The sequence below is a fragment of the Algoriphagus sp. UBA3586 genome, from assembly GCF_002376385.1.
Taxonomy (GTDB): Bacteria; Bacteroidota; Bacteroidia; order Cytophagales; family Cyclobacteriaceae; genus Algoriphagus; species Algoriphagus ornithinivorans.
On the sequence record NZ_DFMT01000033.1, the window covers coordinates 72,174 to 97,200 of the forward strand.

The 25,027-nt window shown below is 38.5% G+C and carries 17 protein-coding genes; 5 read left to right on the forward strand and 12 right to left on the reverse strand.

All coding sequences use genetic code 11. From position 1 onward, the window contains the following. Positions 1 to 589 precede the first annotated feature (589 nt). From B2906_RS12605 to cas6, 4 genes are all read left to right on the forward strand, one after another. On the forward strand, positions 590 to 919 hold the full coding sequence (locus B2906_RS12605; protein ID WP_286939929.1) for a DUF3276 family protein: 330 nt from the start codon (positions 590 to 592) through the stop codon (positions 917 to 919). 80 nt (positions 920 to 999) lie between these two features. Beyond that, the gene (locus B2906_RS12610; protein ID WP_286939931.1) at positions 1,000 to 2,094 is read left to right on the forward strand and encodes an AI-2E family transporter; all 1,095 of its coding nucleotides are present in this window, start codon (positions 1,000 to 1,002) and stop codon (positions 2,092 to 2,094) included. After that, positions 2,094 to 3,191 (forward strand): redox-regulated ATPase YchF, encoded by a 1,098-nt coding sequence (ychF, locus tag B2906_RS12615; RefSeq protein WP_286939933.1) that lies wholly within the window; start codon positions 2,094 to 2,096, stop codon positions 3,189 to 3,191. Before B2906_RS12610 ends, ychF begins: the two co-directional genes overlap by 1 nt. A gap of 97 nt (positions 3,192 to 3,288) precedes the next feature. Next, positions 3,289 to 4,179, forward strand: a complete 891-nt coding sequence (gene cas6 / locus B2906_RS12620) for a CRISPR-associated endoribonuclease Cas6 (protein WP_286939934.1) — start codon at positions 3,289 to 3,291, stop codon at positions 4,177 to 4,179. A gap of 670 nt (positions 4,180 to 4,849) precedes the next feature. Here cas6 and tnpA read toward each other — a convergent pair. From tnpA to B2906_RS12635, 3 genes are all read right to left on the reverse strand, one after another. Further along, positions 4,850 to 5,311: an IS200/IS605 family transposase gene (gene tnpA / locus B2906_RS12625; protein ID WP_144603020.1), complete on the reverse strand. Its 462-nt coding sequence runs from the start codon at positions 5,309 to 5,311 to the stop codon at positions 4,850 to 4,852. Positions 5,312 to 5,970: 659 nt separating this feature from the next. Then, positions 5,971 to 7,242, reverse strand: coding sequence for a DUF5103 domain-containing protein (locus tag B2906_RS12630; protein ID WP_286939936.1), 1,272 nt, complete (start codon positions 7,240 to 7,242; stop codon positions 5,971 to 5,973). Positions 7,243 to 7,280: 38 nt separating this feature from the next. Then, complete coding sequence (locus B2906_RS12635) at positions 7,281 to 9,212, reverse strand: ABC-F family ATP-binding cassette domain-containing protein (protein ID WP_286939937.1); 1,932 nt, start codon at positions 9,210 to 9,212, stop codon at positions 7,281 to 7,283. An 87-nt stretch (positions 9,213 to 9,299) separates the two neighbouring features. On the opposite strand from B2906_RS12635, the gene B2906_RS12640 reads away from it, so the two are divergent. Continuing rightward, positions 9,300 to 10,493, forward strand: a complete 1,194-nt coding sequence (locus tag B2906_RS12640) for a PQQ-dependent sugar dehydrogenase (protein ID WP_286939938.1) — start codon at positions 9,300 to 9,302, stop codon at positions 10,491 to 10,493. Between the two features lie 357 nt (positions 10,494 to 10,850). Here the strand turns inward: B2906_RS12640 and B2906_RS12645 are convergent, their stop codons facing one another. From B2906_RS12645 to B2906_RS12685, 9 genes are all read right to left on the reverse strand, one after another. Continuing rightward, entirely contained in the window at positions 10,851 to 12,230 is a 1,380-nt protein-coding gene (locus B2906_RS12645) for an exonuclease domain-containing protein (protein ID WP_286939939.1), read from the reverse strand. A gap of 60 nt (positions 12,231 to 12,290) precedes the next feature. Next, complete coding sequence (locus B2906_RS12650) at positions 12,291 to 13,871, reverse strand: NAD(P)/FAD-dependent oxidoreductase (protein WP_144603005.1); 1,581 nt, start codon at positions 13,869 to 13,871, stop codon at positions 12,291 to 12,293. A 437-nt stretch (positions 13,872 to 14,308) separates the two neighbouring features. Next, the gene (locus B2906_RS12655) at positions 14,309 to 16,219 is read right to left on the reverse strand and encodes a polysaccharide biosynthesis protein (protein ID WP_144603003.1); all 1,911 of its coding nucleotides are present in this window, start codon (positions 16,217 to 16,219) and stop codon (positions 14,309 to 14,311) included. Between the two features lie 575 nt (positions 16,220 to 16,794). Next, on the reverse strand, positions 16,795 to 17,424 hold the full coding sequence (locus tag B2906_RS12660) for a sugar transferase (protein WP_339816477.1): 630 nt from the start codon (positions 17,422 to 17,424) through the stop codon (positions 16,795 to 16,797). A gap of 4 nt (positions 17,425 to 17,428) precedes the next feature. After that, the gene (locus tag B2906_RS12665; RefSeq protein ID WP_286939941.1) at positions 17,429 to 18,565 is read right to left on the reverse strand and encodes an aminotransferase class I/II-fold pyridoxal phosphate-dependent enzyme; all 1,137 of its coding nucleotides are present in this window, start codon (positions 18,563 to 18,565) and stop codon (positions 17,429 to 17,431) included. Positions 18,566 to 18,694: 129 nt separating this feature from the next. Then, positions 18,695 to 19,852: a glycosyltransferase family 4 protein gene (locus B2906_RS12670; protein ID WP_286939942.1), complete on the reverse strand. Its 1,158-nt coding sequence runs from the start codon at positions 19,850 to 19,852 to the stop codon at positions 18,695 to 18,697. A 1,110-nt stretch (positions 19,853 to 20,962) separates the two neighbouring features. Continuing rightward, positions 20,963 to 22,669, reverse strand: coding sequence for a capsule assembly Wzi family protein (locus tag B2906_RS12675; protein WP_144604272.1), 1,707 nt, complete (start codon positions 22,667 to 22,669; stop codon positions 20,963 to 20,965). Continuing rightward, positions 22,656 to 23,765, reverse strand: coding sequence for a glycosyltransferase (locus tag B2906_RS12680; protein ID WP_144604273.1), 1,110 nt, complete (start codon positions 23,763 to 23,765; stop codon positions 22,656 to 22,658). The genes B2906_RS12675 and B2906_RS12680 overlap by 14 nt, the downstream gene beginning before the upstream one ends. Beyond that, positions 23,765 to 25,021 carry a hypothetical protein gene (locus B2906_RS12685; protein WP_286939946.1) on the reverse strand — a complete coding sequence of 419 codons (1,257 nt, stop codon included), beginning with the start codon at positions 25,019 to 25,021 and terminating at the stop codon, positions 23,765 to 23,767. Before B2906_RS12685 ends, B2906_RS12680 begins: the two co-directional genes overlap by 1 nt. Between the last annotated feature and the right edge of the window lie 6 nt (positions 25,022 to 25,027).

Here is a 25,027-nt window from a genome sequence, read left to right on the forward strand (position 1 = left end):
ATCTCGGGCCAGCGCTGGGGAATTTGTTGCTCATATCTTTACCCCGAGTTGCACTCGGGGCTAAAATATTGTCGCTCCTTTGGAGCTTTTGCTATTAGTTTGACTTGAGGTCTATCTTACCAAATGCTTTTCTTGGTAATATCTTAAGGAATATTCTTTCAAAATATCGAGAGTTCTGTAGTATTTCGCCGAAGGCGTATTTCTATCTATTTCTACTGTTTTTCTTTAGATAAATATCTCGCCGAAGGCGTATCTTAATCATATCTTGAAAAGTATCTTTTTAAATATTTCGCCGAAGGCGTATTTCTATCTATTTCTACTGTATTTCTTTATCCATTTCGCCGCAGGCATATTTCTATTTATTTCAATTTTTATTTCTTTAAAAAAATACCTTTCAAAGTGATTAATAAACTTCAAATCAAGCCCTCTTTTATCATCCAATGTCTTTTTTCATAACTGATTTTTAACCACTTATCCTCATAATTTAACTTTTTCTTGAAAATATTCCTTTTTCAGCTTGAAATCTAAAAATGATTTATGCTATCTTAGTTTTCAAATAAAATACCCCAGCAACTAAAACTAAAGCATTGTGGAAGATCGAAGAGGATACGACAGAGATGAAATTTTCTCTAAAAAAGTGAAAGCAGGTAAACGCACCTATTTTTTCGACATCAAATCTACCAGGGCAAATGATTATTATTTGACCATCACTGAGAGCAAAAGAAAAGTAAATGGAGATTCATTTACTTACGAGAAGCACAAAATTTTCCTTTATAAGGAAGATTTTCACAAATTTGTGGAAGCATTGAATGAATCTGTCGAGCATGTCAAAACTGAATTAATGCCGGAAGTGGATTTTACTCAGTTTGAAAATGAGGATTCAGAAAACGAATATCGGGATGAATTAAAATGGGAATAGAAAATTTCCGAAAATTCAAATCACGTTGAGTAAATAGTATATTAGAGGAGGCCATTTAGCCTCCTTTTACTTTATCCGCTATGCAGAGGTTTTTTATTTATTTATTCTTATTCATTGGCGCCTTCCTACTATTTGGTTGGTACTTTTCAAATATTACTGCTTACCTAATTTTATCCTTAATTCTAGCTGCATTGTTGCGCCCTTTAACCAATCGATTGAATGATTTCCACATTGGCGGACAACATGTGCCACGTTGGACAGCAATTCTTATTTCATATTCTGCGATTGTTATACTTCTGATTCTTTTAGGCTTGCTCTTTTTCCCTTTGATCAATAATCAACTGATCATTCTGAGCAACTTAGACTTAGAAGGTATTTACCAACAAATTCAAATTCCAATAGCTCGGATTGAAAATTTTCTGCTGAAATATCAGTTAATCGAGTCACAACCTGGTTACCTATTTGAAGAATTTAAGTCATTTATCGTGAGGGCCATTACCGGTTTTGATTTTGGTTCCTTTATCAGTCAGGTATTCAGTACCGCCAGCTCCTTATTTATAGGATTGATTGCCGTAGCATTCATCACCTTTTTCCTGCTTCTGGAAAATGGTTTATTAAGAAGGAATTTACTCAACTTGATTCCCAATCCCTATTTTGAGCTATCTGTGGCAACTTTCACCAAGGTAGAAAAGCTATTATCCAACTACCTATCAGGGCTTTTATTACAGATTTTGGCCATCTTCACAATTGCAAGTTTAGGGCTGTCTCTAATGAGAATAGAATACGCACTCACCATTGCGCTATTTGCAGCAATTGCCAATTTGATTCCTTATGCAGGACCTATATTGGGTGCTATGTTTGGAATTATTGTCGGAATTTCTACGGGCAGTTACTCTCAGGATTCAGAACTCACCTATTTATTAATCAAAATTCTTTCGGTTTTTTCCATTGTTCAGATCATAGATAATATCCTTTTACAGCCAATGATTTTTTCGAAATCAGTAAAAGCGCATCCCCTTGAAATTTTTGTTGTTATCTTTGCCGGGGCAAAAATCGCCGGAGTACTGGGGATGATTTTTGCGATACCGGTTTATACCATTTTTAGAGTTTCTGTAATGGAATTTTATAAGGGGTATAAATCCTATAGAATATTTAAAATAAAAACATCTAATTAATGGCTTTACAATGTGGCATAGTTGGACTCCCTAATGTAGGAAAGTCCACTTTGTTCAATTCCCTTTCCAGCGCGAAAGCTGAGGCGGCAAATTTCCCTTTTTGTACGATTGAACCCAATGTGGGTGTGGTGACTGTTCCGGATAAAAGACTCAAAGCTTTGGAGCAACTTGTAAATCCTCAGCGGGTTTTACCAACAGTCATCGAGTTTGTTGATATCGCCGGATTGGTAAAAGGAGCTTCTAAAGGAGAAGGTTTGGGAAATAAGTTTCTGGCAAATATCCGTGAAGTCGATGCAATCATCCATGTAATCAGATGCTTTGAGGATGATAATATCGTCCATGTCGCAGGAAGCGTTGACCCCATTTTCGATAAAGAAGTAATCGATACTGAGCTCCAATTGAAGGACCTAGAATCAGTAGAGAAAAAAATCCTTAGAATAGAAAAGGTAGCCAAATCAGGGGATGCCAAAGCCAAAAAGGAGCTTGAAGTTTTGGTTAGATTCAGAGATGGATTGAAATCCGGTTTGAATGCCAGAGCGATCGAAATCGAGAAGGAGGATCTAGAAATTATCCGTGACTTACAACTTTTAACCATCAAGCCCGTGCTATATGTAGCCAACGTGGATGAAGGAAGCATTCAAACTGGCAACAAGTACGTAGAAGAGCTTAGAAATAAAGTTCAGGAAGAAAATGCTGAGGTCATTGTTTTATGCGCAGCATTAGAATCTCAAATTGCTGAATTTGAGGACCCTGAAGAAAAGGAATTATTTTTGAGTGAGTACGGTTTAGAAGAAAGTGGTCTTAATAAACTGATTTCTGCCGCCTATTCCTTGCTGGATTTAATCACCTATTTTACAGCGGGACCGCAGGAGGTAAGAGCTTGGACCATTAAAAAAGGTTGGAAGGCACCTCAGGCTGCCGGGGTAATCCACACTGATTTTGAACGTGGATTTATTAAAGCAGAAGTAATCAAGCTTGCGGACTATCAGCAATTCAAAACAGAAGCTGCATGTCGAGAAAATGGAAAAATAGCGATAGAAGGGAAAGAATATATCGTAAAAGATGGAGATATCATGCATTTTAGATTCAATGTTTAAGATATTATCAAAATTTAATGTAATTTTACCTCGCTTATCCACCCAAAAACGTTATCTGTTTTCAATAATTTATTGTCTCATTTATTTTTAATTTATCGTGAGAGTTAGACTAATATTTTCATTAAAAAACAAAGGTTCTTATTTACCTTTCCATCATCAGTACATCCTTGCACAATTCCTTAAAGGTTTAATTGTCAAAGGTGGAAGAGAAGAGTTCTTCAACTACAACTTCTTTAATTTTTCTGGTCTTAAAGGTCAGACGAAAGTAAGTAGAAGCGGTTTGCACTACTACTCTAGCTTAGTAACTCTTGTGTTATCTTCCCAAAGTGAAGATTTCATGGATTACTTGTTGGAGCAGGTATTTGCAACTCCCAAAATTGAGTTGGGAAATTTGATTCTCTCTCCAGAGTACACTGAATTGGAAGTAGAGCCTGAGTTGGAAACTTCAAACAAATTTGTTTGTATTTCCCCGTTGGTTTTAATCACCCCTGCATTCAACGAGGAGATTGGCAAAAGATTCATCAGCCCAGATAGCGATGAATTTTCAGACTTATTGTATGAGTCTACCCTAACTAGAATGGAGCGATCCGGCTGGTATACACCAGAGCAAATGGAAAGTTTCTACAAGTTTCAGGTAGTTCCAGACATGGTCTATGTCAATAAACTCAAAGAACAACAGAAAAAATTCGCAAGAATCTATGCCGTCTATGACATGGATGTGAAATATGAAGTAAGAGGTTACACCCTTCCTTTCACTTTGTATGCCGCTCCGGAAGTTCAAGACTTCGTATTTAAATGCGGGTTGGGTGCCTTTACACACAAAGGTTTTGGTATGTTGGACTTGGCAAATCACCCTGCCGGTAACAGAACAACTACTTACAAATTCAAGAGAGAAGGCTTTGTGCCTTACAGACCTACTGAAAGAGTTCGTCAAAATGTAGCTCCAGAGGAAACAGAAGGTTCCTCAGACGAGAGCACAGAAGATTAAAACATAAAATCCCCGCTAGCTAGTGGGGATTTTTTTTGACCTTTGTTTTTATTCCTACTTTTTATAAAAAAAATTAACAAGAATTTTCATCTCTGATAATTCTGTTGGTAAAATCGTCCATGCCTATGGCATTTTTAACCTAATTAGCTATTCGGCATCCCAGCCATTAAAATGGCTGGCTAGGAAATCATTCATGCCTACGGCATTCTGAGCCATACCATAAACTTCATATTTATTTTTTGAAATTGAGTTTTTTGTAAAATGCCTCACACTTTGGGCATTTTGACCGCACCTAAAATATTTGAATTAGCAATTAGTCGCGTAGCGATGATAGATATCCTAGCTCCACCGCGGTGGGCGGGCAAAGATTTTAATCTCTGGATATTTTAGCGATCTACTTTTAAATCATAGAAGTCCCATAGGGACGATCCATTTGAAATCCGTCATTTCGACAGAATTCTGACCCACGCCATAAACATAATATTCATCTTTTGAAATTGAGCTTTTTGTTACAAGCCTTAATCAAACGGCGTTTTAGTGGAACCATCTTTATTAGGGAAATAGTCGCGTAGCGACGATAGATGTCCTAGCCAGAGATTTTAATCTCTGGATATTTTAGTTATTTACCTTTTAATCATAGAAGTCCCATAGGGACGACCGATTTATTCAATCATTCCAACTCCTTAAATAAATATTCAGGCAAAAATTCAATTTGATGAGCTTTTAACAAATTCAAATATTCCTCCCTGAAGGTTATTTTTTCATGATGTTCATCTTGATTTTTTATATAATCAAATAGTTTCCCAATCTGATTCTGGCTATTGGTGAAAGAACCAAATCCTGTTTGCCACTCAAATCTATAATTCAAAAAACCATTCTCATTTATCCATTTAGAGGATTTAGCCTTCACGCCTTTCATTACTTCTGAAATAGAGTTCTTCGGATAAAACTTAAATAAGGCATGAACGTGATCTGAAACCCCATTTACAATTACGGTACTACATCCCGATTCATTTATAAGGTTTCCTAATACACCAAATAACTCTTTTTTAAAAGAGTTTTGGATGGCAGCATGTCTAAACTTAACCGCGAAAATGGTGTGGCAATAAAGAGAAGAATATGTGTTTGGCATAAAAATTTAGATTAAAAATTTAAAATTCAAATCAAACTAACGATTATTTATGTTTTTGGTTTCATTAGTATCGGCCATGCCTACGGCATTTTTAACCTAATTAGCTATTCGGCATCCCAGCCATTAAAATGGCTGCCTGTCTGTCGAAGACAGGGCTAGGATATACTTCATGCCTACGGCATTTTGGCCGAACCTAAAATATTCGAATAAGCCATCGGTCGCGTAGCAACGATAGATATCCTAGCCCCACCCCGGCGGACGGGCAGAGATTTTGATATATGAGAATAAAAATCGAATGAACTGAAGTCCTAAATTCAAAAAGAAGTCCATATCAAAATTGGTCATGCCTACGGCATTCAAAACCCTTTCGATATTTCTAATTTCCAGCCATTAAAATGGCTGCCTGCCTGTCGAAGACAGGGCTAGGATATACTTCATGCCTACGGCATTCTGGCCGCACCAAAATATTTGAAAAAGCGATTAGTCGCGTAGCGACGATAGATATCCTAGCCCCACCCCGGCGGACGGGCAGAGATTTTAATCTCTGGATATTTTAGCGATCTACCTTTTAATCATAGAGGTCCCATAGGGACGAAAGATATAATCAATCAATGGTATGATATGAGGAACTAACATGGACTATCGGTTTTCAATCCCAATTACAATCTTCTTCTATTGGGATGTAAATACACATAGCCTACCAATTGATCATATCTAGAACCCAGATTTCTGAAGTAAATCAATACTTCGTATTCATTTTCTGTTTCAAAATGGGCTCCTTCAAATGCCTCGGTTGAGAACTGGTTTCCATCTTTGTAACCATATTGGTAATCATACCATCCTTGCTTCAATAACAACGTAGTTTCATAAACTCTCATTTCGGCATTCCACTGCATTTTAGCTTCCGGATTTTTTCCCCAATTGGTTAGGGCTCCCAACAAATAAACAGGATTGGAGCTTTGAGGATGATACAATCGAAAAGTGGTCAGCATATACTCACTTTCTATCTCGGGATTACCACCTGGTCTATCATTGGTATTTACCAAGTATTGCCCATTGAGATCTAGGTATTGAGAGTAAATCTCAGCAGGTCTAGGTCTATCCACTTGTGCTTCTGCATAAATAATATCGTCCAGCACCTCCACAGAAGCCACATTCACCCCTGTTGCCCGAATAAATCTCAAATCCACAAACCTGAATTCATTCCCGGCACTAAAAGCATTTTCTCCATCAAAACTCTCGAATCGCATCGTTTTTGAGCTCTCATTAAGAAATGTTGGCCTACTTAAAAATCGGGCATTATCCCAACGCTGATTTTGTCTGATGACCACTTTAACCTGAGAGTTAGGATCCATCACCTCCCCTTTTGAGTAATTGACTGCTAGGTTTATCTGCTGTGAATTTCTTCTTTGAGAAGTTTGGGATGGCGGTACAATAGAAGCTCCTACCGCAAATAATTCCTCATAAACCATGAATCGCTTGGTGAGAACTACATTGTTTTCATCACGATTTGCATAAACTTTGACTACATAATTCCCTGACTTGGTAACTCTTGGAATTTGAAAATAATAATGGATAAAAGGTACTCGGGTATTATTGGAATAATCAAAATCCTGGATATTGAATTCATTGAAAGTGGGTAAAAAATCATTGTCTTTCAGTTGACTTGGCTGCCAATCCGCATCACAGTGAATCAGTTTAGCAGCATACAATTCCGGATCATAGGCCAAATCATCAAAGAACAACATCAAAGGCCGAGAATCCGACATGGATATTACCGACGCATCCAACTGACTGTCAAAGGCAGCACCAACAGGAAATATCCTTACTGACTGAATATGATCTTTGTAAACTTTGTCCTCTACCTGTCCAAAGGCATGAATGGATATGAAGCAAAAAAGTAAAAGCGTATATTTAAAGAAATTAAGCATCTTTCAAAATAGAGATTTTAGCATCCAAAACGAAAAGCTCAGCTGAGAGTTTCCTGCAATTTTGAAATCTCATCCACCAGCTCTTCCCATTCCGCATTTTTCTGGTCCAATTGACCCTTAACCGACTGGTATTTATCCTGTACTTTTGCAGCCTTCTCATCATCATTGTATAGCTCGGGGTCAGCCAACTCTTTTTCTACTGTAGCCAGATTTCCTTCTAACTTCTCCACTTCTTTCTCAACCGACTCCAACTGGTTTTCTAATTTCTTTAGGTTCTTTTTAGCCTGCTGAACTTCAGGATCCTGAGGATTGACAGTTTTTTTCTGTTCTTTCTTTACTGCCTTTTCCTGGGCCTGATTCGTTCCCTCCTCTTTTACCTGCTGGCTTTTCCAAAATTCATACTCTTCGTATGTTCCAGGGTATTCTTTTATCTGATTATCCTCTATGTACCAGATTTTGTTTGCTACCCCTTTGATGAAATGCCTATCGTGAGAAACTGTAATAAATGTGCCTTCATATTGCTGCAAAGCTTGGATCAAAATATTAACAGACTGGAAATCCAGGTGGTTGGTCGGCTCATCCAGCAATAGGAAATTCGCTTCCGAAATCAGTGTTTTAGCCAAAGCAACTCTGGATTTTTCACCTCCCGAAAGAACCTTGATTTTTTTAAAAACTTCCTCATTTGTAAACAGAAAGCAACCCAAAACATTCCTTAATTCAGTCTCGGTTTTGGCACTTCCTGCCTGTGACATCTCTTGGATAATTTCATTATCCAAAGTCAAAGCTTCCAACTGATGCTGAGCAAAAAAGGACTTGATAACATTATAGCCTTCGGTTCTCTCACCCTGGATTTTTTCAGTACCATCAATGATCCTCAGCAAAGTAGACTTCCCTTTTCCATTAGCACCGATTAAAGCAATTTTATCTCCTCGTTCTATTCTGGCAGAAGTATTCTTCAAAATGGTCAAATCGCCATAACTTTTGCTCACATGATCCAATACGACCACGTCCCGACCCGATTTTTGAGAAAATTTGAACTTGAAATTGACAAATGCCTCATCATCCACCACCTCATGCACCCGTTCCATTCTATCCAATGCCTTTACTCTTGATTGAACCTGATTGGACTTGGAAGCTTTCGCACGGAAACGCTCAATAAATCGCTCAGTTTGCTTAATCATCTGTTGCTGATTTTCATAAGCATTCTGCTGAATCTCCATTCTTTCTTTCTTTTCTTCCTTGTAGAAAGAGTAATTCCCTGCATAAGTCGTCAAAGTCTGATTGGCTACCTCAACTGTTGTTGAAATGCAATTATCTAGGAAGGTTTGATCGTGAGAAACCACAATCACCGCACCTTCATAGGTTTTAAGATAATTTTCAACCCACTGAATGGATGGAAGATCCAAGTGGTTGGTCGGTTCATCCAACATCAAAAGCGAAGGCTTTTCCAAAAGTAATTTGGCCAGCATCACTCGCATTCTCCATCCTCCGGAGAAAGTTCGTAAAGGTTTTTCCAAATCTTCGGTCTTGAAACCAATTCCTTCTAGGACCTCCTCTGCTTTGGCTTTGATGGTATATCCTTCATTTGCCTCAAATCTATCCTGTAAAAAAGCCAATCTATTGATAATCTCTTCAGAATGGTCAGTTTCCATTTTTTTCAACACTTCATCAATTTCATCCTGGAGAGCCAATGTTTCCTTGAATGCAGCCAGAGCAACATTCAAGATACTTTCGTCAGATTGATAGGAAAGCAAATCCTGATTCAAAAAACCAATAGTACAATCTTTGGCTTTTTGAACTTCCCCGCTGCTAGGCTGGTAGTCTCCGCTGATAATTTTTAATAAAGTTGATTTCCCTGTACCGTTTTGACCCACCAAGCCGATTTTATCTTTTGGCTTGATGTGTAAGTTGGCATTTTCATACAAGGCACGTCCGCCGATGAAATAGGAAAGGTTTGAAATTGAAAGCATGGCGCAAAAATAAGGATTCAACCGTTTATTGAGGAAGACTATAGAAAGTATCTCAAAAGAATTAAATTGTAAGTAAATAATGATACTATGAACTCAATCAATAAAATATGTCTTTTAGCAGCCCTTACTATAGGAAGTTTGGGGGCAAGCTGTCAGCAAAAGGGGAAGCTTAGTGAAATCAAAACACCTGACTCCAGTAATAAAGTAGATATTAGAACTGCCAGTGCGGAAGTTCAGCTCGATAAAATCAAGCTACCAGAAGGATTTAAAATTGATGTTTGGGCAGCAGATGTACCTAATGCCCGATCTATGGCGATTTCAGATAATGGAATCATCTTCGTTGGAAACCGCCAAGAAAATAATGTATATGCCTTGGTGGATGAAAATGCGGATGGAAAAGCTGATTTTAAATTCATTTTGGCTGAGGGTCTTCGAATGCCCAACGGGGTTGCCTACAAAGACGGTGATTTATACGTAGCAGAAGTAAGTAGAATCTTAAGGTTTAAGGATATCAAAAATACCTTGAGCAATCCTAGCTATGAAGTGGTTTATGATGCTTATCCAACGGAAGGACATCATGGCTGGAAATTCATAGCCTTCGGTCCAGACGGGATGTTGTATGTGCCAGTGGGTGCTCCTTGCAATATCTGCGATCCAGAAGATGAGATTTATGCATCCATCACCAGATTAGATGTGAGCAAACCTAACCCTACCCCTGAAGTCTATGCTCATGGAGTGAGAAATACAGTTGGATTTGACTGGCATCCTCAGACTGGTAATCTATGGTTTACCGATAATGGAAGAGATATGATGGGAGATGATATCCCTGATTGCGAGTTGAATAGAGCAACAGAAAAAGGCCAACATTTTGGATATCCTTACTGGCATGCCGGAACTGTCAAAGATCCTGAGTTTGGAGATAGTGGAAAGGCAGCCAATGAATATGTGCAACCTGCAGCAAAAATGGGAGCTCACGTTGCTCCTTTGGGAATCCGTTTTTATGAGGGGGGAATGTTCCCGGGCAACTTTAAAAACAATGCGATCATCGCAAAACATGGATCTTGGAATAGAAGCAAAAAATCAGGTTATGAAGTAGTTCTGGCTGAAATTGATGGATCTGGAAATGTAACCGGTCAAAAAGTCTTTGCAAGCGGATGGTTAGATGATGCAACTCAGGAAGTATGGGGAAGACCAGTGGATGTTCAGGAATTACCAGATGGAAGCTTGCTCATTTCAGATGATATGGCGGGATGTATTTATAGAGTGACTTATGGGGATTAATCTTTGGAGAGTAATTGAGTAACAGGGTAATTGATTAATTGTTATTAGTTATTGGTTATTAGATACTTCGCTATTCAAAGTTCATCATTCGATGTTCGATATTTGTGAGTAATTAAGTAGCTGAGGAGGAGCAGTAATTTGTTATAAGTTATTAGTTAATAAGCACTTCGCTATTCGACGTTCATCATTCGATGTTCGATTGCTGAGTAAAGGGTAATTGATTAATTGGGTGTCCTCGCTCTTCAAATTCTTGCATCTTGCATCCCGTCTCTCGCTTCTCATCTTTTGTTCAAGAGTTCAATGTTATCCCAACCCTAAATAGCTTAGATAAGTTACTGAGCGAGTCCATTTGCGTCTTTAAAACTCAAAGCTCAGTACTTCTTGGTTGTTTCTTCTTGAACCTATGACTTGAATCTGCTGGGCTGAAAACTGATGTAAAAATTGCCTCAGCACGTAGGACGTTTCGGGATATGGCTTAACCGCTTCCAACTTTTCTGATTCATCTTTGATAAATCCATATTCCCGAAGCATTCCTCCCTCAAAAACACAGACAGCTCTTTCATCTTCCGTTCTACCCTCTAACTCTAGTCGAATTGCGCCTTTGCTGTCTTTCACCTTTTGTATAAATACCTGAGCTCTTTGGTTGTATATGAGAGTATCTTCCTTTTCTGCACATGCACCTTGGCAAATTGTATCATTCACCACCTCACAGTTCACCTTTCGAATACCGCACAATTTGGAACAAAGTTCATAGGTCTGAATCGCATCTGTTAAAAAGGCCTTCGCTTCCTCGGAAGAGAAAAAAGTTTCTAATGGCTGTAGGGATTTATTCACTTTTGCGATCTGAAATCTAATGAACCCTCTCCCATCCTGATAGGAAAATAGACCCCAAATATTCCTAGGACTTTTCAGCGCCGCATTGTACTTCGGCCAAATTCGTTTGATTTCCAAAGTTTCCAGAAGCAATGCCATAAACTCCGAACCTGTCAATTTCCATTTTAAATCTACAACTTCAGCTTTCAACTCCTGCTTGATGCTTGGATGGCTCTGACCGGTAAAATGACCTCGGAAACGATCTCTAATATTATTCGCTTTGCCTACATAGATGACCTTTCCCTTTTGATCCAGCATGTAGTAGACTCCGCATTTTTCCGGTATTTCACGAAACCTCTGAGATGAAAAATTTGGAGGCAAAAAACTCTCACCAGAATTCTTCTTTAAACCAGAATAGATAACCTCCGGATTTTCTTCCAGCATCTGACCAAACAATATGGCAGTTGCCTTAGCATCACCCATCGCTCTATGCCTAGCAAGGATGGGAATATTTCTTTGTTCACAAATTCTTCCCAAACTGTAGGAACGCATCCCCGGAAAAATCTTCCTGCTTAACCTGACTGTGCAGAGTTTCGGATTCTTCAATTCATAGCCTGACCTACCTAAAAACTCACGGATAAAACCGAAATCAAAATTGACTTGGTGGGCGACGAAAACCTTTCCTTCCAATAATTCATAAATCTCCTCAGCGATTTCATCAAAAGTAGGTGATTCTCTCACCATGGCATCATCTATCCCTGTAAGACCGGTGATGTAAGCTGGAATATTTTGCTGAGGATTGATCAGGCTTTGGTATTCATGCACGATTTGTTGTCCATCATGGATGACAATAGCAACTTCAGTGATCCCTCCATTTCTGAAGTTTCCTCCTGTTGTCTCAATATCCACAATGGCAAATTCCATGATCGAATTTAGGGAATGATTTTGAAGGAATAGTATTTCTGACGATAAGAGTCAGAAAGCTTAGCGCTTCACGTAGGTTCCAATCAGATGCTCAGCACAGCGTTCACCATCCATAGCAGCCGATACAATCCCACCTGCATAGCCAGCTCCTTCCCCACATGGATACAATCGCTTGATCTGAGGGTGTTCAAAGCTCTCCCTATCTCTTGGAATTCTAACAGGCGAGGAAGTTCGGCTCTCCACCCCTATTAACTGTGCCTCATTAGTCAAGTATCCTCTCATCTTTTGACCAAAAGCCTTAAAGGCCATAGCCAGTCTCTCAGAGATAAAGTCCGGAAGCACAGCATGCATATCTACCGAATTGAGTCCGGGCTGGTAGGAAGTGTCCAAAAGGCTGGAACTAACCCTTTTTTGAACAAAGTCAACCATTCTTTGAGCTGGTGCCACCTGGGTTTCTCCTCCGGCCTCCCATGCCCTTTTTTCAATATCTGCCTGAAAGTGCATGGCAGCTAGAGGACCATATTGATGATAGGCTCCTAAATCTTCCAGTTCCACCGAGGCCACCATTCCAGAATTGGCAAAGCGGCTATCTCTTCGGCTTGGACTCATGCCATTAACCACCAATTCTCCAGGAGAAGTGGCAGCAGGAACAATAAAGCCTCCAGGGCACATACAAAAGCTAAAAACTCCTCTTTGTTTTCCTTTAAATTGGGTTTGCTGAACCAAAGAATAGGAAGAAGCGGGAAGATAAGGTCCGCGGTCAACTTCACAATGGTATTGGATTTTATCGATCAGATTTTGGCTGTGCTCTATTCTGACTCCTAAGGCAAAAGGTTTTGCTTCAATCAAAACCTCTCTCTTATGTAGTAATTCAAAAATATCTCTGGCAGAATGACCTGTTGCCAAAATGACACCCTTACCGGTAATTTTCTCCCCGTTTTGGGTCACTACCCCTTTGATCTCTCCATCATTTAAAATCAAATCCTCAACTCTGGTTTCAAAAGCAATTTCTCCACCTGCGTTGAGAATACTTTGTCTGAGTTCGGCTACTAAAACCGGGAGCTTGTTTGTTCCAATATGAGGATGAGCATCGACTAGGATTTCTTCCGTAGCACCATGTGCCACCAAAATCTCCATGATTCTCCGAATATCTCCTCTTTTTTTGGATCGGGTGTACAGTTTCCCATCAGAGTATGTACCTGCACCACCTTCTCCAAAACAATAATTGGAGTCAGGGTTTACCACATGATGCTTATTGATAGCGGCAAGGTCTCTTCTTCTAGCCCTAACATCCTTTCCTCTTTCTATTAGGATAGGCTTAACTCCCAGTTCAATCGCTCTCAATGCAGCAAATAAACCTGCAGGTCCTGCTCCTACAATGATAATGGCTTCAGCATTTTTGACATTGGGATATTCAGGGATAGCATCCAGTAACGGCTTAGGAGATTCTTTTATAAAAAGTTCTGCCTCCACATTAACCCGCACTCTTCTTCCTCGGGCGTCTATGGATCTTCGGGTTTGCCGGGCAAAGGCCTCTGCTGTTTCGGTTGAAAGTCCAGCTTTATTTAGTAGAACTTTTTTAAAAAGTTCGGGGTCATAAGCCTCTTCCGGGCTCAGTTGCAAGGTGAAATTCTTCTTCATGGTAAGGTATTTATCCTTAAATCAATTGCAAAGGTAGGAAAGGGAGATGGGAATTACGAGGGACGAGGTACGATTAAAGGCGATGAGAGGCGAGAGACGAGAAGCGAGAGACGAGAATTAAAATGGCGGCGACACTCGATTAAACAATTACACAATTACACTTCCAAAAAATATCGAACATCGAATGATGAACGTCGAATAGCAAAGTATCTAATAACTAATAACCAATAACAATTAACTGATCATCAATTACTCGATTACACAATCACCAATGTCGAATAATGAAGTAACTAATAAATATCAACCAATAACAATTAACTGATCCTCAATTACACTTTACACTTCCAAAAAAAAATATCGAACATCGAATGATGAACGTCGAATAGCGAAGTATCTAATAACAATTAACTAATCTTACTTAGTCACACTTCAAAAAATCAATTCATCCTATCCAAAACCTCAAATCGGGAGGAATTGGAAATAAACTCAGGCACTATCACCTTTAAATGAGCCACCAATTCATTTTCTGAATTTTTATTGATTAGCTCTTGAAAAAGCTCCACTTGCCCGTCTATTTTGTGATAAGCGGAAGGAAGTACTTGGGCAATTTTAATCTTAGGATGATGGGTAATCTTCACTGTTTCAAAATCATTCAACAGCTCTTCATAGAGCTTTTCTCCTTCTCTCAATCCTGTAAATACAATACTGATATCCTCATCTACTTTCTTACCGGAAAGCTGAATCATTTTCTTGGCCAAATCGAGAATCTTTACAGGTTCCCCCATGTCAAATACATAAATCTCGCCTCCATGCCCCATTACAGCTGCTTCCAAAACCAATTGGCAAGCCTCAGGAATGGTCATAAAGAATCGAGTAATTTCTGGATGGGTTACCGTAATAGGGCCACCGTGCAAAATCTGCTTCTTAAATAACGGTATAACCGAACCATTGGAACCCAAAACGTTTCCGAATCGAGTGGTAATGAATTTAGTATGGTACTTCTTGTGATTAACTTCCAAATATTCATTTAAAGCCTGCACATACATTTCCGCAGCTCTTTTGCTAGCTCCCATCACGTTGGTTGGGTTCACTGCTTTATCTGTAGATACAAACACAAACTTATCTACCTGAGCCAAAACTGAGAGATCTGCCAGAATTTTGGTTCCTATCACATTGGAATGAATTGCTTCTTCCGGATAGTTCTCCATCATCGGCACATGCTTATAGGCTGCAGCATGGAATACTACCTGAGGTTTGAAGTTTTTGAAGACTTCCTTCATCTTCTTCTTATTCCTCACATCTCCCAAAATGATTTTGATCGGGCAGGATGGATAAGATTCTCTAAACTCGTTCTCCACATCATACAATGCTGATTCAGCAATGTCTAGCATGATTAGAAGCTTCGGTTGATAATAAGAGATTTGTCGGCAAAGCTCGGAACCTATAGAGCCCGCAGCTCCTGTAACCAATACAACCTTGTCTATCAGATCTTCATGTATTCTTGGATTATCCAATTGAATCTGATCTCTGGATAACAGATCTTCGATTTTAATTTCACGGATTGCACCGGCTGTCAAACCTCCATTGATCCATTGATCCACAGGAGGAACGATAGAAACAGAAATCTTTAACCTCAGGCATTCGTCTATAATTTCTCTTTTTCTCTGAACGGATAGATCTCTAACAGCAATAATCAGTTCGGTTACACCATACTGGCTGACTAACTTCTCCAAGTGGGAAAGACCATGATAGATCCTTGTTCCTGAAAGGTTCTTCCCATCCTTTTTTGGATCATCATCCAAAAAGGCTACAGTATTGAAATAGGATTTACTGTCTGTTTTAATAGCCTCCTGCGCTATGATCCCAGCCTCCCCGGCACCAAAAATGACTCCGTTTCGCTGCTCCTTCGCTATAAATCCATTTTTCAAATAAACAAATAGCTCTTTCACAAGCAGTCTATAGAAAACGAGCATGAAGAGCGAGGACAAACTCGCAATAATTAAAACAGAGGTCGGAAGTAGAAATCTATCATTCAGAAAACTTCCATGGAAAAAATTAAGAAAGAGAAATAAAATAAAATTGATAAGAACCGTTTTAAAGATATTGGAACCATCCTTAAAACCGGTATGTCTTACTATTCCTTCATAGCTTCTGGTATTTTGCATAACCAATAGTCCACCTATCATAAAGGTGAAACTTCCGGCTATAGCGTCATTTTGTTCGATTAAGGCTAATTCGAAATTGAATCGTACTAGATAGCCAAATAAAGCACAATAGAAAAGTATAAGAGCGTCTAGCGTGGCGATGATCCATCTAGGAAGGATTTTAAGCCTGGTTAAAAAATTCATAGTAGATATTGTTTCAAATTGATAAGGTTAAAAGGTAGGGCCTCACTAATTCTATCACTTTGCAAAATAAGATTTTTTATCCTGCTAAACCAAATATCCTTGTGTATTTTTCAGTTCAATCCAATTTTATTTTGAATTATTTCAATTGAATGTTAGGTATTTTTGAAATACGATAAAAACAAAGGAATTGGATTTAAGCGGAAACAGTTTTTCTAATTCTTATTTAAATGGGAAAATTTGGAGTACAACAGGTTTAAAAAGAGAAAAACAGTGTAGTCAATTATTTTGATGAAATATACAAATTTATTTGAATAATCTGTTAATTCACAGGAACCCTAAGTTGGAAGTGTGAATTATAAAGTGCGAAAGCTTGAATTAATCTGGAAATCCGGAATTATGCCTGTTGCCATATTTTCTTTGTTTGACCGATTGGATGCTTCGACTTCGCTCAGCACAAGCAACCGAAGACCGGAGCAATCGGATACTGATCATTTGGGCTAATTCAAAGCCATATTTTTCATCCTCAGGGCAAAAATACACTTAAATAATTCCGGGATTGCAGATTCCTTGAGCTATTATGAAAGATGAACCTTTTGCTGCTTACTTCCTTCAAATTTCCCCATACTCACATGCCCTTGTTGAGATACTCCTTTACCTAATAGAACATTAAAAAAAGTAATAATTAGAATTTTACAATCCAGTAGAAAGCTTACATTTTCCACATACCAAGTATCAAATTCAAATTTCTCCTCCCAAGAGATGGTATTTCTACCATTGACCTGAGCCCAACCACTGACTCCGGGCTTGACTAAGTGCCTTTTGATCTGCTCTTTATTGTATAGGGGAAGGTATTCCATCAATAAGGGTCTTGGACCTACCAAACTCATATCCCCTCTGATTACATTGAGCAACTGAGGCATTTCATCCAGAGAAAACTTCCGGATGACTCTTCCAAACTTGGTAATCCGCTCCGAATCTGGAAGCAAGTTTCCCGACGAATCTTTTTTATCCGTCATGGTCTTGAATTTCAAAATACTAAAAGGAATGGTCTGAAATCCTGGACGGGTTTGTTTAAAAATTGGATTACCCCGGAAATAAAGGAATAAGGTTAAATAGAGAAATAGAAAAAGAGGAGATAGCAATAAAAAAAGGGTTCCTGCCACCAATAGATCCAGCAGTCTTTTACCGACTTTTCTATAAATCACAAACTCAGAATGTTTTGGCTAATTCCTTGATGACAATACCTACAATATTTTCCTGATCCTCATAGGTCAAATCAGCAGAACTTGGTAGACAAATTCCTTTTTGAAATAAACTTTTGGAAATATCACCACCGAAAAACTGCACCTTTCTAAATACAGGTTGCATATGTAGAGGTTTCCATAAAAATCTGGTTTCTATTCCGTTCTTCATTAAGGCAACCCTCAGGTTGTCATTAGTGAAACCAGTCACTTTATCGTCGATCAGAATCGTAGTCAACCAATAATTGGAGGTGACGCCTTCGGGCTCATCCTGAAATACTATACCTGGTATTCTACCCAATAATTCTCGGTAATTAGAATTGACTTCCCTTCGTTTCTCTATCCACTCATCCAATTGCTCCAATTGAGCCAAGCCCACAGCAGCAGCCAGATTATTCATTTTATAATTATAGCCAATTTCCAAGTGCTGATAGTAAGGAAGATCTTCTCTTGCTTGGGTTGACAGGTATCTTGCTTTTTCAACCAGAGAACTATCATTTGCGATTAGTGCTCCTCCTCCACCGGAAGTAATGATTTTATTTCCATTGAAAGAGTACACACCGATATCTCCCATGGTTCCGCAATAGCGATCATTTACCGTGCTACCCACAGCTTCTGCAGCATCTTCAAGCACGGGAATATTGTATTTGCCAGCAATTTCCATGATTTCCTGCATTTTGGCAGGCATACCGAAAAGGTGGACTACGATAATAGCTTTTGGTTTTTTACCATGAGCTATCCTATGCATAATCGCATCTTCCAAAAGTTCAGGAGACATATTCCATGTTTCCTTTTCACTATCTACAAAGATGGGAGTTGCTCCAAGATAAATGATTGGATTGGCTGAGGCACAAAAAGTAAATGATTGACAAATCACCTCATCTCCAGCTTTTACACCTAACAGAACAAGTGCCAAGTGTAAGGAGCTTGTGCCCGAATTCAAGGCAACGGCCTGGTGGGTTTTCAGTTGCCGCCCAAGTTTCCTTTCGAATTTATCGATAAAACTGCCTGAAGTTGCCAGTTGCCCGGAACTGATGGCTTCTTGGGTGTAAATAAGTTCATTTCCACCGAAGATTGGAGCGGAAAGTTTATACTGAAATGCCATTTATGGGGTACGCCATACCGTTTACGATGGGAAACTAAATAGATTCTATCAAAAACCCAACCAAACATTAATTTTATTCAAATAAAAAATGCCCCGAAGGGCATTTATAAGTTTTAAGTGGTTCTGAGCTTAGTTTAGATTCATTCTGGATTCTCGAATTTCTTCCATTTCCAATTTGATTTTTCTTCTTTGCTGCTGTGAAAGAGGCCTTACTTCCAGTACTCTTGGCTCGGCATGAACCTTCTTTTTCACATACTTAACAGTGACCTGATCCAGTCTGTATCCGAGGCCTAAGGCAATGACAGAAATCAGAGGTAAAACCAAATGATCTGAATAATCTTTCAATGCGACCACCAAGACCACGAAAGCCAATTGAATGAAGCCAAGAAGCATAGCAACCTGATTATGCTTCAATCCAGACCTCATCAGGAAATGGTGTACATGGCTTTTATCCGGAGTCATGGGACCCTTACCTTGCAAGATCCTACGGGTAAAAACTCTGGCCATATCATACAGAGGAAAAATCATCAATGCTATTCCTGAAGAAAATACAGACTCAAACTTCCAGGCCGCTCCAGTAGGTAAAGCCGCATTGTATTCCATAAAGGCTATGATTAAGGCTCCCATGGTAAAGCCTAGGGTTAAGGAACCCGTATCACCCATAAAGATTTTGGCAGGATGCCAATTATATACTAAGAAGGAAAGTATTCCTCCTAGGAAAGTAAAGCAAAGAACGGCGAAGCTATCCAGTCCATGTACATAAAACCAGACACCCAGAGAACTTAGAACGATTACTGCCATGGTTGAAGCCAAGCCATCCAAGCCATCAATCAAGTTGAATGCATTGGTCAAGGCCAAGATTACAAAGGCAGAGAATCCGTATGAAACATACAAGTTGAGCTCCCCTACTCCCAAGAATCCGTGCAAGTCCTTAATACGGATATCCGCAGCAACAATGACCAGCAACACAGCTACAAGTTGACCCATAATTTTATGGGAGGCTTTCAATTCGACCATATCATCCCGAAGTCCAACAAAGAACACCAGGGCTATAGCACCTAAAAGGTAGCGGATATCAGGAAGTGGAAACTGCCAAGCCCAAATGGACATAGCGATGGAAGCAGCCAAAAAGAAAGCAATTCCTCCCATGGAAGGGATAAATTTCTTGTGAATTTTCCTTCCGCCCGGCAGATCACCTATTTGAGCTTTGTGGAGTAGCTTTATCAGAATCGGTGTGACAAAAAACCCCACCGAAAAAGCTGTGAGTATGGCTAATAAAAAAAACATAATTGGTTGGTTTAATCGGTTAAAATTACAAAGTATGAATTACAAAAGTCTTGCCTTTAATGATTTATTAATGGAAGGCCTGATATAATGAAAAGTATGAAAAACATAATTTAATGTATATCAGGTGTTTAAACTAAGATTAAATTCAATTTTTTGAGTATTAAATTTTTTCAAAAATCATGCATGTAAATAAGGGCTTTTGATTTAGTTTTCAAAATCTGAGGAACACTTCTTCAAAGCGGTGAAAGTTGAGTAATTGAGAAATGGAGTAATCGTGTAATTGAGTAATTGGGTAACTGATTACGTTCTCAAGTCAAGATTCTCGTCTCTAGTCTCTCGCCTCTTGGTTCATTGTCAAGGCTCACATTTGAAAAAGTAATTGATTAACCGTGTAAGGACATAATGAATGGATTTAGGGCCTAATAACAAATAACTATTAACTCCCAACTCTGCTTTGCTACTTCCACTCTTTGCGGGAGCCAAAAAAACCGCCGCGTCGCTGCGCCGCTGCGAGCTATTTTTTTTAACCACATAGAAATTATAGATCACATAGTTTGAATCAAAATAACCCCTTCAATAGACCTATGCCCTAATAACTAATAATCAATAACCATCAACTCTCACCCCTTCTTCGCCTCTTTGCTACTTTGCGGGAGATCAAAAACCGCTGCGTCGCCGCGCCACTGCGAGAAACTTAAATTCTTTCACCGCAAAGCCGCAGAGATCGCAAAGGATATCACAGAGAAAAATTTATTAAACCTCATAGAAATCAGAGATCACATAGCCTAAATCAAAAAAGTCCCTTCAATGAACCTATGCCTATTTAACTAATAACCAATAACTATTAACTCCCATCTATTCTTCGCCTCTTTGCTACTTTGCGGGAGATCAAAAACCGCTGCGCCGCCGCGTCACTGCGAGAGACTTAAATTCTTTCACCTCAGAGCCGCAAAGACCGCTAAGAACTCCACAGAGAAAAATTTATTAAACCACATAGAGAGGATAGAAAACATAGCCTCAGAGCAGATAAACTTGGAATAGGACGACAATCCTAATAACTATTAACTCCCATCCCCTCTTTGCCACTTCCACTCTTTGCGGGAGGCATCTCTACTCCTTCTTCTTATTCCAGAAATAAATCGCCGACACCTGCCCCATCACCGAAGTAAGATTTTTCCCTTTCGGAAAATCTGGGGTACTTGTCGGATCCAACTGCCACTGGTAGTTGCGTGCATGGATCAACTGAAGCTTGGAGCTAAGAAGTAAGTTGTTGAATTGTTTGTCGTACAAGAAACCTAGAGAGAGGTCGACCCAGGGTTTACGCTCAGTGAACTGAAGCAAGGCCTTGTAATAAAAGTCCTGATTATTTGCCAAGCGCTCAAAAAGCAAACCCATTTTATCCACACCCTCAACTAAGGAAACTTCTACAGTTTGCAAATTTGAACCTGTTCCAATTCCCACACCTAGAGGTTGCCCGTAATTCACAAAGCCCCGTGCAGGAAAATGAGTATGCCATGAATTTCCACCGCCTATGTACGGTATTTCTGCTGTTCCATATCGAAGTATTCTATTTATGGATTCTTGTTGATGAGTTACTTCAGATCGAATTTGAATAGTTTTACCGATTTCGGGAATATCAAACAATTGATTGAATCCAAAAATAAAAGCACGAGCATGTTCAGGGTTGAGAATATATTCTCTCCAATCAAATGCATGATCTCTTCTCCCATATTCAAAATACAACTCAGACTTCGTCTTAGGTATAACTAATCTTCCGAATATAGTTACCGTTTGATCTCTCCCGTTTGCATCAAAATCCACTGAGTTTCCATCTGCAAAAAAGTTTTTCTTTTGAAAAGCCTCAAAAATAGGGAACCAATCATAGAAAGTATTCCCCCTACTTGCATTGTATTGTTGGAAAGTTCGACTAAATCCAAAATAAAAGCCTTTTACCCATTTAGGGCTCCAAGTAAATGTGATAGCGTTGGTATAGCGTGAATCCCCCGTAAAGGGAGTAAAATACCGGTCATTTAACTCTTCATTTTGAGAAGGAGCAAACCCAGAGTTTTCTAACCTTCCCATAATCATTTGCAATTCGATATTTCCTAAGAAAGTATTTGCAGGTTTGGTTGTATTGATAGTGAAATGAGGGAAGCCCTGTGCATTATTGGAGAATGTTAGAGCATTAAACTGCCCTGGTCCCCACCAAATATTTTCTGTGCTTCCTCCTATTTCAAAAGCTCCAAATTGAAAAGTAAGCTTAGACTGTCCCCACCATGGTTTGAAATACCAACCAGATCCATATCTTTCTGGATTATCACCAATATTCCATAAAAAAAAACGTCGTCTAAGTTCTAGTTCGTTGAATTCTTCTAAACTGGTTAAAAAACCTGCATTTTGGGCCAAAACAAACTCAGGCCGAAATGTAAAATTAATAAACGTATACTTAGCGTGAATACCACCAGATATATAGGTTTGAATACCTGGGTTTGGAATTAATCCATAATCTGCCCATCCATAGGGTCTCCCTGTAAGAATTCTAGTCATATTAATAAATGGTAAAACTCCAACTTCCAGTTCATTTAACGAAAATGGCAAGTCAATTTCATGAGTAATACCGTATAAACTATCAATTGATTCAATTGGTCGAAGGAAAAATGAAGCACCTACACTATCATTATTAACCAATTGCTTTCTTCTTTGAAATTCCTCGATTAAAGGAAAACCCGATGGCAAAGATTGCCCGAACAAAACCCATGGTATCGTTAAAAGAAAAAATCCAATTACCGATAAAAGAAAACCTCTAAACAGATTCATAAAGTCTTTTAAACTCCTTCACCATTTTATCCTTGGTGAATAACTCAAAATAACGAGCCCTAGCATTAAGACTAAACTCCTCTTTTAAATCAGAGTCATGTAGAATCAAATTTATTGCATTCCCAAGCTTTTCAGAATCATTGACAGGAACCACAAACCCCGTTTTCTTATCTTGGTTTACCCAAGGTACTCCAGAACCTTCGATATTACAACTAACTACTGGACAACCAAAACTCATCGCCTCTATTATTACCACTCCAAAAGCCTCGGATTTTTCATTGGATGGCAAACAAAAAACATCGGCTAGCTTAAAATACTCGCCTAATTCTTCGAAAGGTATTTTACCCAAAAATACAACCCTATCTTTAAAGCCTTTTTCAATAACTTGATCCTTAAGTTCAAAAGAAAGCTCTCCTTCACCACCCAGAAGAACTATGGTATCCTCATCAAAAGTCTCAACAGCATCAATTAGCGTAGAAAAATTCTTATAGTAAATGTGGCGTCCTAAAGCGAAAATGATCTTCTTCCCTGAATAACGCTGCGTAAGCTTTTCTCGCAATGTCGGATTTTCAGGGAACTCCGATTGATCAATGCCAATCGGAATAATTTGTACCTTATTTCTATAATGCTTCAAGTCATCAGAGCCCTCTAAATAGTTAGGGCTGGTTACTACAATCGTTGAAGCAAGAGTTAGCAATCTTTGCTGAAAAGGATTAAAAAAAATTTTAGCAATCTTTTGACGAATTATATCACTATGCCAATGTACAATAATCTTACCCTTGTAACCCACATGCAAAATTGCCATAATCGCTATCGGATTAGGTAAATGTACATGTATGATAGAATACCTGTCCTTAATTTCTTTTAAAGTTTTAAAAAAATCAATTGAAATCGGCGTAGACAATGCATTAATAATAACATCTGACTTAAATACGTGATAGCCTCTCAAAACACACTCTGATCCTCTATTCTCGTTAAAGCACAATACATCAGTACTAACTTCTAAATTATTCAACCCCTCAACAAGGTCGAAATTAACTTTTTCTATTCCACCGAAATAGGGTGGATAAAACTTGCCTAAATGCAAAACTTTCACTATAGTGTAAAAATTAATATGGTAGATATAAAGAACAGAATTCCAATGCCAGTATGAACTCTTGTTGTTAATGAATAAACTATTTGCCTCCTTCTCAAGATATACTGTTGTCCATAAAAGAAAAGCCAAAGTATAACATTATTAATAACAAGAATCATTAACACATTTAGTTGAAACAGCTGACTTATTGTGTACAATGTAAAAATCAATCCAACTACAAAAACAATAAGTAGTAAGATAAATTCTTTAACCTTTTGTTCTCTTTGCATAGAAGATTCAAATAAAGCAGTATTAATCCAAAAAACAACTTGGAAAAGACATAGAATAAAAATCTTTAAATCAGGAACAATGTTAAACTCAAGAAACGAAAATAAGGGTGAAGAAATCCATGTAAAAACGGTTGCAAAAATTAGATTGATCAATAATATCAATAAAATAATTTTAAAATATTTCTTATCCAGAATTTCATGCTTCTCTAAAAAAAAGCCTCGAAACATCAATATCCCAATAAACCTAAACGCTAGTAAGGATAAACCTGCAAATCTAAAATAGAGAGAGTAAGCTGCCACATCCTCAAAACTACCAAAATATTCAATGAAAAGCCTTGTGCTCGAAGATAGCAGTATAATTAGTGGGCCAGAGATCAAAATCAATCCCCCAAATTTATATATTTCTTTAATTGATTGAAATGACACATCTCTATACCCTCTGCAACGCGGAATATGATAAAATACACTTGATAGAAACAAGCTAATCAATATAGAAATATGCCAGAGCCTAATCGAAAATTCAGCAAATCCATTATACATCAGGCAAAGTAAAATACTCATTACAATGTAAACGGATGTATCTGCAATAATCGAAAAACTATTCCTTCCATTTGATTTTAGTATACCTGAAATAACTACTTGATCGGCAAAAGCAACACCGAGAATAAAGGCTCCAAAAATAGGATTCGTCAGAAATGAGGAAATCGTTACCGCGGTTAATATCAAAACAGCAATTAAGAATACGAAATGAAAGTGAAAAACTGGCTTTAAAGAAATTTTATCATTCTTTAAGACATAAAAAGCATAAGATCCAACCAGGCCTGCAGAAAAAACCCCGGTGAGCATTTGACCTAGGTTTAAAGAATACTCAAATTGCCCGTACTCAAATTCTGAAGAAATCAGCGTAGCCACACCTAAAGGAGCCAAGTAACTAACTGATTTAACCAGAGCAAATAAAATCATTATTGGGCCCAATCTTTTTAACATTAAACC

Bases quoted from the DNA above. Each gene is read 5' to 3' on its own strand.
- B2906_RS12610 (WP_286939931.1), top strand. From the start codon at position 1,000: ATGCAGAGGTTTTTTATTTATTTATTCTTATTCATTGGCGCCTTCCTA.
- B2906_RS12650 (WP_144603005.1), bottom strand. From the start codon at position 13,871: ATGAAGAAGAATTTCACCTTGCAACTGAGCCCGGAAGAGGCTTATGAC.
- B2906_RS12640 (WP_286939938.1), top strand. From the start codon at position 9,300: ATGAACTCAATCAATAAAATATGTCTTTTAGCAGCCCTTACTATAGGA.
- B2906_RS12655 (WP_144603003.1), bottom strand. From the start codon at position 16,219: ATGAATTTTTTAACCAGGCTTAAAATCCTTCCTAGATGGATCATCGCC.
- B2906_RS12675 (WP_144604272.1), bottom strand. From the start codon at position 22,669: ATGAATCTGTTTAGAGGTTTTCTTTTATCGGTAATTGGATTTTTTCTT.
- B2906_RS12665 (WP_286939941.1), bottom strand. From the start codon at position 18,565: ATGGCATTTCAGTATAAACTTTCCGCTCCAATCTTCGGTGGAAATGAA.
- B2906_RS12685 (WP_286939946.1), bottom strand. From the start codon at position 25,021: ATGTTAAAAAGATTGGGCCCAATAATGATTTTATTTGCTCTGGTTAAA.
- tnpA (WP_144603020.1), bottom strand. From the start codon at position 5,311: ATGCCAAACACATATTCTTCTCTTTATTGCCACACCATTTTCGCGGTT.
- B2906_RS12635 (WP_286939937.1), bottom strand. From the start codon at position 9,212: ATGCTTTCAATTTCAAACCTTTCCTATTTCATCGGCGGACGTGCCTTG.
- ychF (WP_286939933.1), top strand. From the start codon at position 2,094: ATGGCTTTACAATGTGGCATAGTTGGACTCCCTAATGTAGGAAAGTCC.
- B2906_RS12670 (WP_286939942.1), bottom strand. From the start codon at position 19,852: ATGTTTTTTTTATTAGCCATACTCACAGCTTTTTCGGTGGGGTTTTTT.
- B2906_RS12630 (WP_286939936.1), bottom strand. From the start codon at position 7,242: ATGCTTAATTTCTTTAAATATACGCTTTTACTTTTTTGCTTCATATCC.
- B2906_RS12645 (WP_286939939.1), bottom strand. From the start codon at position 12,230: ATGGAATTTGCCATTGTGGATATTGAGACAACAGGAGGAAACTTCAGA.